Below are 11,010 nucleotides of genomic sequence, written 5' to 3'. Positions count from 1 at the left end.
TTGTAGCAAATGAGTATGGCTGGTGGTATGTAAGTGGCGGTCAGGTAGATTTCACCTATACCGGACTTGCAGCCAATGAATACGGCTGGTGGTATGTAAGTGACGGTCAGGTAGATTTTAACTGTAACGGACTGGTAAACAGTGCATATGGCTGGTGGTATGTAAGCGGCGGCCGAGTAGATGATACTTATACCGGACTTGTAGCGAATGCATATGGCTGGTGGTATGTAGTGAAGGGACAGATTGATTTTGCTTACACCGGACTTGCGCAGAATGCATACGGCTGGTGGTATGTAGAAAACGGACAGATCGACTTTGACTATACTGGACTTGCAGCGAATGCATACGGCTGGTGGTATGTGAAACGTGGTCAGGTAGACTTTGGATATACCGGTCTAGCTCACAATGGACATGGCTGGTGGTATGTAGAAAACGGTCAGGTAGATTTTGCCTATACAGGAACTGTAACATGGTATGGTACGGATTATAATGTAAAAAGTGGCCAGGTTATGTTTGGCAGCATCCGGTTCTAAGCAAACAGCGTGAACGGATTGCAAATATCTGCGTGACTTAAAAAGAAATGTGCTGTCACAGCGTTTATTGAAAATGTGTGGCAGCACATTTTTTGTATACTTTTGCAGGAAAAAATCGTTGACACAGGCTGTCTGCTGTACTATAATATACAAGTCTGACAAAGAGTGTTTTTTGTGTGCAAAAAAGCATTTCATATATATGCAGTCGGTTGGGACCCGACCGCAGGGCAGAGTTTTTGATGATTCTCCACAAGTCAGAGAAAACGATACCCGGATAATGCAGACACATTATTCAAAAATAACAGGCAGGAAGCAGATGTGTCCGGACATTCACATTTGTGGAAGCCGCAAATTTATTCAAGGAGGAAAAATCAATGAATAACACATTCATGGCCAACCCGGACAAAGTTGAAAGAAAATGGTATGTAGTTGATGCTACAGGATATACATTAGGACGTTTATCTTCTGAAATCGCTAAGATTTTAAGAGGTAAAAACAAAGCTGTCTTCACACCGCACATCGATACAGGTGATTATGTAATCGTTGTAAACGCTGAGAAGATTAAAGTAACAGGTAAAAAATTAGATCAGAAGATTTACTATCACCACTCTGATTATGTAGGCGGAATGAAAGAGACTACATTAAAAGAGATGCTGGCTAAACATCCGGAAAGAGTTATAGAGTACGCTGTGAAAGGCATGCTTCCGAAAGGACCTCTTGGACGTCAGATGTACAAAAAATTATTTGTATACGCTGGACCGGATCACAAACATGCAGCTCAGAAACCAGAAGTTCTGACATTTTAATCGGTGAAGGAGGTAAATAATCATGGCTAATACTAAATATTACGGAACAGGAAGAAGAAAAAAATCTATCGCAAGAGTTTACCTTGTACCGGGTACAGGTAAAATCACAATCAATAAAAGAGATATTGATGAGTATCTTGGTCTTGAGACATTAAAAGTTATCGTTCGTCAGCCGTTAGTAGCTACAGAGAACGTTGATAAATTTGATGTACTGGTAAACGTTAAAGGTGGCGGTTACACAGGACAGGCTGGTGCTATCAGACATGGTATCGCACGTGCATTACTTACAGTAGATGCTGACTACAGACCAGTTCTGAAGAAAGCTGGATACTTAACACGTGATCCGAGAATGAAAGAGCGTAAAAAGTACGGTCTCAAATCTGCTCGTCGTGCACCACAGTTCAGCAAACGATAGTTTTCACAATTTCAAAGAGATTACCAAAACCCTTGCAAACCCAGTGTTTACAAGGGTTTTTCTTATGTTTGCGTTTTGGGAAAAGTTGCTGAAAAGTGGTCGGTTTTTGACGGTAGCACACAAATTTAGTTGACAAATGACTGTCATAGTCTCATCAAAAAGTTCAAGTGCTTCACCTATAATTTTTAATTGGTCAATACACCTAAAACAATATAAGTATAAGGATTATATGCGGAGTGAGCAGTGGAAAGCAAAAAAGCAAGAACGGATAGCAATAGACAAAGGGTGTTGTATGTGTGGCAGGCCTTTAGACAAAATCAAGAGTGTACAGGTGCATCATATCACATACAAAAACTTAGGAAATGAAAATGTTTTGACAGATATATGTACGTTATGCGGTTCTTGTTATAAGAAAACACATAATTACTACAATTGCAAAAGAGCATAAAGAACTAAGTTCGATGCAGATGGCTTTACACGAAAAAAGGGTATAGAAACACGTAAATTGTATAATAATGGCTCAGATAGAGCAGAAAGAGGTTACAATGAGTAATAATAATGTACTGCTGCCAAGAAACAGTTGATTTTCAGACAGAAGATTCCGGCAGTAATCGGCATTTTTGATTTAACAAATAATTCCGGGTATGTTAATTCGTCAGAGTTTAAATTAAAACCAGAGACAGAGGAAGCAGAACGCAAAGTATTAACAGCGGAAGAATTACCGATATTAGGAAAAGACGGGAAATTGCATGATAGATCAGAGATAGAAAAATTATCAAAACTGAAAGCATTGCCAAAAGATGATAACGTTACAGAATGATACGTCATTTTGTAACGGTGTTCTTGAAATTTGCGGCAGGTTGTGATACATTTAGATTGTAAATAAGGAACAACCGCCACAAGTGGTTGACCAGTTAATAAGAATGAACATAGAAAATGCCACCCTAACTCGCCAAAGTTAAAGAGGGTGGTTTTTTCTATGCTAGAAAAACATTATCTGATAAACGTAAAAACGAATGTCAGCAATGCAAAAATGAACATGCCAAAAGCCATAAGGTCTTTGAAATCAAAATGATTATTGTTCATTAGCACCACCCCAATTCTATGTAAAATAAAACAGAGGTCAGCCACCCGGTAACACGATTGTTCCTGTACAGGATTCTAACAGATTTAATACGATATATCAAATTATTTTTCTCATATCATAATAGAGTATTAAAAGTGACGGTGTATAATATAGTATCGTTAGCGTAAAATTTTACTCGGATAAATGCTGCAGGCAAGCCAGAAACGACGGCAGCATTGGGTTGTTGAAGCGCATGAAACCAAGCAGCTGGTCACTTCGCTTGGTATCACCGCATACAGGAAATTTATTGGGAACACGAAGGTATTGTAAATGTGTTTCTATCCGTGTGGTTCAACCTGTGGTTGCGAAAAAGAGGTGTTGAACGTTTTTCGGGGTTGTAAGAGTAAAACGATAAAGAATGTCAATGTTTTTGGGAGGTAAACGTAACGTCGATTGCCATTTTTACATAGAAATGTTACTTTAGAAAAAACAAAGATCGGAATAGATAAATATAAAAAGGATTAAGTTTTGGAAAAATCAAAAGTAACAGAGAGGTGAAACGGATATGGATGCAAAAATATTTGGAAACTACATTGCAGCACGTCGAAAAGAACTTGGTATGACTCAGGCAAATCTGGCAGAGAAAATCCATGTGACAGATAAAGCAGTATCCCGCTGGGAGCGTGGAGTTTCCCATAGTTAAAGATACCACACCCAATATCACAAACTCACGCTTAAACAATATTCCTTAGTCAACCACATACAATAACAAATACAAAAAAGCTGGAAGCAGGCTTAATTTTGCTCCCGGCTTTTCTTTATTGTTTTGATGAAGTCGTTCAATGATACTTGTTTTTGCTATCTGCTTACATAATGTGCATACTTGTCACTTGTGTTCTGATATATCTGTCCCTCTTATTGCCTAAACTCATATTAAGGGTGTGATATATCCAAGTGCAATAGCCTTGTTATAGGCTTCGATAGCATTTTTAGCCCCCAGCTTATCATAGATGCTTTGGATATGGTTGTAAAGTGTCCGTTCACTGATATACAGTTCTTGCGCTATTTCATGCTTTGTTTTCCCTGTTCCAATCGCCTTAATAATTTCCGCTTCACGATCTGTCAGGGGATCTAATAAAGGGGGCGTAGTGGACTTGTGACCTTTACTAATAGCTGTGAGTTTTTTTACCAACTCGTCAGCAGAAGCAGACTTATCAATATAACTTACGGCGCCTTTTTTAAGTGCCTCCTGTCTATAAACTGGCATATCATAAGAGGATAGCATAACCACCTTTATTTTTGGCTTTTTACTATATATCGTTTCTATCAGATCAATGCCAGAACTTTTTGACTGCTCTCTTAGGTTGACATCAAGTAATACAATGTCCCATTCGTCTACGGAAAGAATATTCCAAAACTCTGTTTCATTACTTACATAGCGACAGATAGAGATTTCATCCCAATCTTCCAGAAGTTTGCTTAAACTCTCTCCAAATATCCTGTGATCATCAAATAGTAATATCTTCATTTTTTCTCCCCAAAACTGCCGTTGCAGTTAAAATACCATCTTTCTCTAAATACTGAATGTTACCACCATTCCCATTTATCAACACCGTCAAGAACAGCATACCACCTTTGGAAGAAAGAATATTTTCAATGTCATTTGGTTTCGCTCCATCATTTTGACAGGTAATTACGAGTCTACTTTCTTCATTTAGCGCGATTTCCAAATGAATAAAAGTAGCGGCAGCGTGTTTATAAACATTGTTGACAAGTTCTTTGATTATCTGCATAGTCTGTTCCAAACTGTTATCTTTTTTCAAAGCAATCCTTGCTTCGCTGTCAATCGTGAAATCTACAAGTATATTCTTCTTTGGGTACAGCTTCTTAATCGCGTCAAGCATATATCCGATATGTTCCCATGAAGCATACCCCGAAAAGATATTAGAGGAATAGAAATTCATCATATTTCTTACCCGCAATTCCAAATCAGACAATATCCTTTTTGTTTCATCAACATCTGGTGAGCGAAGCGACAGGAGATTTTTGGCACCTCCAATGTCTTGAAGCACATCGTTATGAAGCAGTCTTGAGAAATCTTCCCTCTCATTTGCAATATAGTTCGTTAATTCATAATACTTTGTCAACTCCTTGTAACGGGCCTCCATGTCGCCAAGATGAATGACAGCAAAAGCCTCAAATAAAAGCATTATAAGCTGAAAAAATACATTGACTTGTAGGGTGGACAAATCAAAGCAATAAAGTACGACTGTAAACAAGGGAATCATAAGAGCGAGGACATATCTTGCTTTCCTCTGGGCAATCGGAAGAATATTAACCTGTTTCAAATTTATATATTTATAATCAAGGAAAATTCCCACGAACATTCCAATTAACATAGTTATCGCAGGTAGAATTCGGAAATTGAAAAACGACAGTATGATAGACGCAATTCCAAACAGCAAGCGAACCATTTTTCCCCGGCTTGCGTCAGTTCTTACCAGCATTATTCCGATAATCAATGCAAAAACCAGAAATGCACCCGTGTATAAGGTGGAAAATCCATCATACATCAGCGCCGCAATAAAGGAAACAGAAAGCAGGTTCCAGCCACATTCGGATATTGTTGCTTCTCGCCGTGATGTCATTACATGAAGATAGAGCAGATTGAAATAACAAAGCAAGACGGCAATCGACAATAAGTTGATGACTCCATCATTCGCAATCCCTTTATGTATTCTATCCAATATAACCCATAAAGTCACAATACCCGCATGAAGAAACAGATACGGATAGAAGCGTTTATCCTGCATAGACCCCCCTCCTTTCAGCTAAAATTCATTATGTTAGTAATATGATGATACGATCCGTTCTTTAGTCATCAGACATAAACCACACGCAGTCAAAACTATTATACTCACTGGAGAAAATAGTAGCAACACCCACACATTATTCGTTTTCATAAATATCCCACATTTTAAGACAACCAGCAAAATATGAAGCAGTGTTGCAAAGATAGGAATACTCTTAAACCAGTTCATATTTCTAATCCAGAGAATCAAAACATTTATAAATGCCGAATACAATATGCTAAGGATCAGAAAATAGGTGCCTAATAACAAGATAAGGTTTGGCAGGCGAATGGAAATTATCAAAAGTAGAGGAAACAAAAGGATCAGCGTTCCAATCCATAGTGATAGCAGATTCTCCTTAACAATACTTGAGATTTTAATACCATTAGCAAGTTTCCATTCTATTCTCTTTGTGATTTTTTCTTGCTGCAACATATCCTTGCTTATTTCTCCGGCAAAAAAGATAAATAAGCACAGGTATCCATCAAGCATAAAATACTTTATATCAACGCCAAATACAATGTTTTCTGAAATATCCCCAAAGTTCATCAGAGAGATCATGCCGAAGATAGCTGCTACCGCACTCATAAATATAAAATTCCAGTTCAATACCCTTTTAAGGTTTAATGTTATCAAACCCATTCGCCATCCCTCCTGATAACTGTTTCGTTGCTCATGTGCCGAGCCTTAAAGAAACTTAATAGTACAAACATCATGCAAAGTGCAACATCAACCACAATAATCAAATAGTCAATTCCTATATGATGTTGATTCACAAACTCTGTAATTCGTTCTGCCGACATCGCAATCAAATAAACCAGTGCAAAATTACCAAAGAACAGAACATTTTTGAACAGTTTTACTCGTTTTACATCCAGTACAATGATATTCAAAGCGACAATCTCACAAAAACTAAGTACAAGAATACTAAGATAAACGCATACGATCCGCCCAAAGCTCATTGTCCAGTCGGTAAAGTAATAGCAACTCATAAAAACAAAGAACGGGATAATACCAGAAAATCGGAAAATCTGTATCGAATACTGTTTTATAATCTCTTTTACCGCAATTCCAGAAGCTGCAAAAAATTCAACTCTCCGGCTTAACTTATCCTTTGCTGTCAAATCTACAATCATAGCACCGGATTGCAGGGAGGTAAGACCAAAAATAACCGCATAGAGCATTAGGACTAAATAATCTTCTCCCTTTGACTGCAAGGCGTCCATCTGCATTGCAAAGCTCATAAAAATCGCCAGAATGGCAACAATCGCAGTATCAATTAGGAGGCTTTTACTTCTGGTAAGATAGTAGCCTGCGCCTTTTCCCATGTTACTCATGCCGATTGCCCTCCTTAATAAAGATTTCTTCCAATGATTGTCCTTGCATTTCTTGAATACCCTTATCAAACAGCAATCTGCCATTTTTAATCATAGATACATCATCAGCGCACTTTTCAATCTCGCTAAGGTCATGTGAAGTGATAATAACCGTTTTTCCGTCAGCTTTTAGAGCTTCTATCAAACTACGGATTTCTACTCTGGATATGGGGTCTACACCCGATGTTGGTTCATCCATGAGCAGAATATCCCGTCCTATCATAATCACAATCAAAAGGGACAGTTTTCTTTTCATTCCTTTAGAATAAGTGCTAACACGCTTTCCTAAATGCTCGGTCAATCCTAATTGCGTACAATAACTGTCTGAACGATCATTTATTTCAAATCCAAAGTATTTCCCAAAAATTCTCAAATTTTCAAGACCAGTCTGTTCTTCATACAGATAGTCATTTTCAAGCTGCATTGCATATTTCCCTGCAATGTTGATTGTCCCTGCATTTGGCTGGTATACCCCTGTAATCAAGCGTAGCAGTGTTGTCTTTCCAGAACCGTTCGGACCAATAATCGCATGGATTGTATTTGCTTTTACATTCAGGCTAAAATTTTCAAACAAAACTCTGCCACCAAAACCTTTTTTTAAGTTCTTTACTTCAATCGCATTTTGAATCTCAGACATATTTTTTGCTCCTTTCATTTGGTGCTCCACCATATAGGTATAGTGTATAAAACGAAGAAGCATTTTGCATGAGTAATTACTGCAATTTCGATACTGCCATCAGGCAAATGTCACAGAAACCTCACAACGAGAAAAAAATTTAGTATTCAGTCAGCCTCACAATTACATTACTTTGCAGATACAGCCAGTCCGTAAATTCTTTCGGGCTGGCTGTTCCTGTTTTTACAGCCTTTTTTCTCTGTAAGGCTTCTTTCTTAAAGTCGGAAAAGGCAGCCTGTATTTTTTCCAGACAGTCAGCCGGAAAGCCTGCGGTATTTTTTACCCGGTTTATTTTGTTGCGCCAGTTCTGGCATTCATTTTTATAAAGCAGGTCATAGTTATTTTCTCTTGCCCTCTCGTCAAATTCCCGCTTGTTTTGAAGCGCCTGTGCTTTTCGGCATTTGTCACTGCACAGCTCATACCGCTGGCTCTTTGCTAGAAAATATTTCCCGCAGACCTTGCACTGCCGGAAGCAAAGCCCCCAGTCATTCAGCCTGTTCAGATAATAGGTAATCAACGGGTAGAGGGACGCATAGGCAGACACACATTCTTCTGTGCGCCGGTTGTCCGGGAACCAGAGGTCAAGCCGGGTATCTTCTGACGGTGCGCCTTTGAAATAAAGGCTGCCAGCTTGAAAATGTTTCGGTTTTCCTGTCTCCCTGTCAAAGCTCATGGTTTCGTTTTGGAATACCCCGGTCAGTCTGCTCATTTTATCCATGAAGCGGTCACAGGCAGCGTTACGGTCACGTGGTTCTCTGGCAAGCAGATAGCTGTTCCAGATACGGAACGCCACATACATTTTCAGAGGGTCATTGCTAAGATATTTTCCCCAGAGAAATTCGCTTGCCGTCTGCTCCAGCTCCGGCTGTTTCCGTCGGTTGGAGTGGAGGGCTTGCCGCAGCGGAGAAAGCCCGTATAAGTTCCAATCTCTGTCCGTGTCACGCTCAAAGTTTATCAAAAAAGTTCCCAGCGGGCGTGTCATATCACAAAGCACCTCTGCGTTTTGGCTCCCGTTCAGCCGGAAGTGGATCTGCTGTTCTTCCCCAATCAAAATCCGCTCTTTCATTTTCTTCCTGTCCAGCGTCAGGACAAACAAAATCCTCTCAAAACATGGCTCATGCCGTATAAACTGATTCTCCATCCCTATCCCCTGCCTTTGTTTATGGTAATTATATAATTCAGTTATATCAGTTACACTCATGGTATCGCAGAATCATTGTTTTGTCAAGGATAGTACGCTATGATGATTGCGGTTGGTAATTTCGTACCGCACAGTACCTTGACAAGTGAATGACCGTCCAAAAGGGATATGACCGGCAGGAGAAGTGACGCATCCGGCGCACCAATGCAGGGAAACACCGCAGGAATGGGGCAGGAAAACGGCTTTTGGGGAGAACGGCAACAGGAAGCATTTTAACCTATTTGATTTATGGGAGGAACAGAATGAACGATAAAAAGAGATTGAACAGCTACGAGGATTTACCGCTGGTTCTGGATGTGGCGGACATTCAGCGGATTATGGGAATTTCAAGAGCGAGCGCCTATGAGCTGGTACACACACCCGGCTTTCCGGCGTTCCGCAGGGGCAGGCTTATCAAGGTCAGCAAAATTGCTTTCTTTGAATGGATGGCAAAAGGCTCCGAAACCGTACCGAGAAGCGACAAATAAGCGTGAGGTATCATTCCCTGACTGCAATACTGCCGCACTTTCCAAAGGGGCATACAGAGAGAAAAAACCTTAAAAATGATACCGAGACGCTACACCAAAACAGCCTATCTGCGTACATCAGATAGAAACGGAGAAAGGAGCCGGTTATGGCAAGAATGAGCAACAAGCGGCGGCTGGAATGGTCTTTCTTCTTAAATGACCGCAGCCGTATCACTTACAACGAACTGTGCCGGAAATGCCAGCACGAATGTAAACAGAGCTTCCGGGCGGTTGTGGTTGACTGCCCAAAGTACCTTTCCAAGCGTTCCAAGAAAAAGGACAAAACTGCCGGAAACGGCAAAATCCCTTAGGAACTAAGGGCGCACTTCTATACATAGTCTAAAGACCATGTATCGTGCGTCCTGCGGAGCTTACCTCTGCCGCTGATAAAATCAGCAATCCGAGGTCTGCGTTCGCTTCGCTCCGACAAGGTGGCCGCACCCCCTTGCGCCGCTAAAGCGGCTATCCCCTGTATACCCGCCGCAAAGAGAAATCCGCTCTGCGGTTTTCCCTTTTCATCGGGTTTTATAGAAGCACTGACACACGGACTGTCTGCGGATGGTCTTTCTTTATCTTATATAGGGTTGAGCAAAACGTGAGTTTTGCAAAGTCTAGTCACAATATATAGGTTTCAAACAAGTTGGATGGCACTATTTATTGTATGGACTCATGATCAAATCGGAGTTTTGCTCAACCCTATTATCTTATAAGTAAGGGATGTGAGAACATGGAAAAATCTTTGGAACAGTTGAGGCAGGAATATGAAAAAACCACTGTCCTGCTGGAACGGGAAAAACGGAAAATGCAGCGTTTGAAAAACCGGCAGGCGTATCTGGAAAGCGGTTCCCGGAAACAGAGGACGCACCGGCTGATTACCCGTGGGGCAGCTATTGAAAGCATTGCGCCACAGACAAAGGAGCTGACCGAAACGGAATTTTATTCCCTCATGGAAAACATTTTGAATCTGCCGCAGGCGGAGCATTTCATCCGGTCTGCCGCAGAGAACCACGCCCGTATTTCCGGGCAGGAGAAAGGCGGTGACTAAGGATAGCACTTTATCATTTTTCAATCGCACAGATCAAGCGCAGCGCCGGTCAGAGCGCCATTGCCAGCGCAGCCTACCGAGCCGGGGAGCGTCTTTACAGCAGCTACTATGGAGAAGTCAGCGACTACACCAAAAAGGGCGGCGTAATCGCTTCGGAAATCATGCTGCCGCCCCATGCACCGGAAATATATCTTGACCGGGCGACCCTCTGGAATGCTGTGGAGAACTGCGAGAAACATCCAAAAGCACAGCTTGCCTATTCTTTTGATATTGCCATGCAGAATGAATTGACGCTGGAAGAAAACATGGAGCTGGCGAGGAAGTTCGTGCAGGAGCAGTTTGTGGCAAAAGGCATGATTGCTGACCTCGCTTTTCACAGCCCGGAGAAAGAGGACGGCGGCATCCCTAACCCGCATTTTCATGTGATGACAACCATGCGCTCTTTGAACCCGGATGGCACATGGGGACAAAAACAGCGTCGGGAATATCTTCTTGATGAAGATGGAAACCGAATCCGGGATAAAAACGGCGATT

Annotated in this window: 15 protein-coding genes and 1 pseudogene; 10 read left to right on the top strand and 6 right to left on the bottom strand. The window is 41.0% G+C overall.

Features of this window, described 5'->3' with window-relative positions; translation table 11 throughout:
* From HMPREF0373_RS16950 to HMPREF0373_RS06810, 6 genes and pseudogenes are all read left to right on the top strand, one after another.
* Positions 1–533, top strand: a pseudogene (locus HMPREF0373_RS16950) (hypothetical protein); the annotation flags it as partial.
* A gap of 374 nt (positions 534–907) precedes the next feature.
* Positions 908–1,339 (top strand): 50S ribosomal protein L13, encoded by a 432-nt coding sequence (rplM, locus tag HMPREF0373_RS06825; protein WP_022036453.1) that lies wholly within the window; start codon positions 908–910, stop codon positions 1,337–1,339.
* Between the two features lie 22 nt (positions 1,340–1,361).
* On the top strand, positions 1,362–1,754 hold the full coding sequence (gene rpsI / locus HMPREF0373_RS06820) for a 30S ribosomal protein S9 (protein ID WP_021738935.1): 393 nt from the start codon (positions 1,362–1,364) through the stop codon (positions 1,752–1,754).
* A 136-nt stretch (positions 1,755–1,890) separates the two neighbouring features.
* A complete protein-coding gene (locus tag HMPREF0373_RS17735; protein ID WP_081695231.1) occupies positions 1,891–2,202 on the top strand; it encodes an HNH endonuclease in 312 nt (103 codons plus the stop codon).
* 132 nt (positions 2,203–2,334) lie between these two features.
* Complete coding sequence (locus tag HMPREF0373_RS06815) at positions 2,335–2,574, top strand: hypothetical protein (protein WP_021738933.1); 240 nt, start codon at positions 2,335–2,337, stop codon at positions 2,572–2,574.
* A gap of 811 nt (positions 2,575–3,385) precedes the next feature.
* The gene (locus HMPREF0373_RS06810; RefSeq protein ID WP_021738930.1) at positions 3,386–3,523 is read left to right on the top strand and encodes a helix-turn-helix transcriptional regulator; all 138 of its coding nucleotides are present in this window, start codon (positions 3,386–3,388) and stop codon (positions 3,521–3,523) included.
* Positions 3,524–3,748: 225 nt separating this feature from the next.
* On the opposite strand, the gene HMPREF0373_RS17495 is transcribed toward HMPREF0373_RS06810, so the two are convergent.
* The 6 genes from HMPREF0373_RS17495 to HMPREF0373_RS06780 form a co-directional block, all read right to left on the bottom strand.
* Complete coding sequence (locus tag HMPREF0373_RS17495) at positions 3,749–4,348, bottom strand: response regulator transcription factor (RefSeq protein WP_009243057.1); 600 nt, start codon at positions 4,346–4,348, stop codon at positions 3,749–3,751.
* Positions 4,329–5,633 carry a sensor histidine kinase gene (locus HMPREF0373_RS06800; RefSeq protein WP_021738929.1) on the bottom strand — a complete coding sequence of 435 codons (1,305 nt, stop codon included), beginning with the start codon at positions 5,631–5,633 and terminating at the stop codon, positions 4,329–4,331. The genes HMPREF0373_RS17495 and HMPREF0373_RS06800 overlap by 20 nt, the downstream gene beginning before the upstream one ends.
* A 33-nt stretch (positions 5,634–5,666) precedes the next feature.
* A complete protein-coding gene (locus HMPREF0373_RS06795) occupies positions 5,667–6,314 on the bottom strand; it encodes a hypothetical protein (RefSeq protein WP_021738928.1) in 648 nt (215 codons plus the stop codon).
* Positions 6,305–7,009, bottom strand: a complete 705-nt coding sequence (locus HMPREF0373_RS06790; RefSeq protein WP_021738927.1) for a hypothetical protein — start codon at positions 7,007–7,009, stop codon at positions 6,305–6,307. The genes HMPREF0373_RS06795 and HMPREF0373_RS06790 overlap by 10 nt, the downstream gene beginning before the upstream one ends.
* On the bottom strand, positions 7,002–7,703 hold the full coding sequence (locus HMPREF0373_RS06785; protein WP_081695230.1) for an ABC transporter ATP-binding protein: 702 nt from the start codon (positions 7,701–7,703) through the stop codon (positions 7,002–7,004). The genes HMPREF0373_RS06790 and HMPREF0373_RS06785 overlap by 8 nt, the downstream gene beginning before the upstream one ends.
* A gap of 121 nt (positions 7,704–7,824) precedes the next feature.
* Positions 7,825–8,865 carry a DUF6076 domain-containing protein gene (locus tag HMPREF0373_RS06780; RefSeq protein WP_044963282.1) on the bottom strand — a complete coding sequence of 347 codons (1,041 nt, stop codon included), beginning with the start codon at positions 8,863–8,865 and terminating at the stop codon, positions 7,825–7,827.
* A gap of 302 nt (positions 8,866–9,167) precedes the next feature.
* Here HMPREF0373_RS06780 and HMPREF0373_RS06775 point away from each other — a divergent pair, with 302 nt between their 5' ends.
* From HMPREF0373_RS06775 to mobQ, 4 genes are all read left to right on the top strand, one after another.
* Positions 9,168–9,392 (top strand): helix-turn-helix domain-containing protein, encoded by a 225-nt coding sequence (locus tag HMPREF0373_RS06775; RefSeq protein ID WP_008368839.1) that lies wholly within the window; start codon positions 9,168–9,170, stop codon positions 9,390–9,392.
* A gap of 146 nt (positions 9,393–9,538) precedes the next feature.
* Positions 9,539–9,742 (top strand): hypothetical protein, encoded by a 204-nt coding sequence (locus tag HMPREF0373_RS06770; RefSeq protein WP_004614949.1) that lies wholly within the window; start codon positions 9,539–9,541, stop codon positions 9,740–9,742.
* A gap of 416 nt (positions 9,743–10,158) precedes the next feature.
* Positions 10,159–10,476, top strand: coding sequence for a DUF3847 domain-containing protein (locus HMPREF0373_RS06765; protein WP_021738924.1), 318 nt, complete (start codon positions 10,159–10,161; stop codon positions 10,474–10,476).
* A gap of 2 nt (positions 10,477–10,478) precedes the next feature.
* A partial coding sequence (mobQ, locus tag HMPREF0373_RS06760) for a MobQ family relaxase (protein WP_044963293.1) occupies positions 10,479–11,010 on the top strand: 532 nt, incomplete at its 3' end.

This window comes from Eubacterium ramulus ATCC 29099 (assembly GCF_000469345.1).
Lineage (GTDB): Bacteria > Bacillota > Clostridia > Lachnospirales > Lachnospiraceae > Eubacterium_I > Eubacterium_I ramulus.
This window is presented reverse-complemented; position numbering and strand designations above follow the sequence as displayed.

Excerpts from the sequence above, each read along its gene's own strand:
- HMPREF0373_RS06780 (WP_044963282.1), bottom strand. The coding sequence starts at position 8,865 with ATGGAGAATCAGTTTATACGGCATGAGCCATGTTTTGAGAGGATTTTG.
- HMPREF0373_RS06790 (WP_021738927.1), bottom strand. The coding sequence starts at position 7,009 with ATGAGTAACATGGGAAAAGGCGCAGGCTACTATCTTACCAGAAGTAAA.
- rpsI (WP_021738935.1), top strand. The coding sequence starts at position 1,362 with ATGGCTAATACTAAATATTACGGAACAGGAAGAAGAAAAAAATCTATC.
- HMPREF0373_RS06770 (WP_004614949.1), top strand. The coding sequence starts at position 9,539 with ATGGCAAGAATGAGCAACAAGCGGCGGCTGGAATGGTCTTTCTTCTTA.
- HMPREF0373_RS06800 (WP_021738929.1), bottom strand. The coding sequence starts at position 5,633 with ATGCAGGATAAACGCTTCTATCCGTATCTGTTTCTTCATGCGGGTATT.
- HMPREF0373_RS06810 (WP_021738930.1), top strand. The coding sequence starts at position 3,386 with ATGGATGCAAAAATATTTGGAAACTACATTGCAGCACGTCGAAAAGAA.
- HMPREF0373_RS06765 (WP_021738924.1), top strand. The coding sequence starts at position 10,159 with ATGGAAAAATCTTTGGAACAGTTGAGGCAGGAATATGAAAAAACCACT.
- HMPREF0373_RS06775 (WP_008368839.1), top strand. The coding sequence starts at position 9,168 with ATGAACGATAAAAAGAGATTGAACAGCTACGAGGATTTACCGCTGGTT.
- HMPREF0373_RS17495 (WP_009243057.1), bottom strand. The coding sequence starts at position 4,348 with ATGAAGATATTACTATTTGATGATCACAGGATATTTGGAGAGAGTTTA.
- rplM (WP_022036453.1), top strand. The coding sequence starts at position 908 with ATGAATAACACATTCATGGCCAACCCGGACAAAGTTGAAAGAAAATGG.
- HMPREF0373_RS06785 (WP_081695230.1), bottom strand. The coding sequence starts at position 7,703 with ATGAAAGGAGCAAAAAATATGTCTGAGATTCAAAATGCGATTGAAGTA.
- HMPREF0373_RS06795 (WP_021738928.1), bottom strand. The coding sequence starts at position 6,314 with ATGGGTTTGATAACATTAAACCTTAAAAGGGTATTGAACTGGAATTTT.
- HMPREF0373_RS17735 (WP_081695231.1), top strand. The coding sequence starts at position 1,891 with ATGACTGTCATAGTCTCATCAAAAAGTTCAAGTGCTTCACCTATAATT.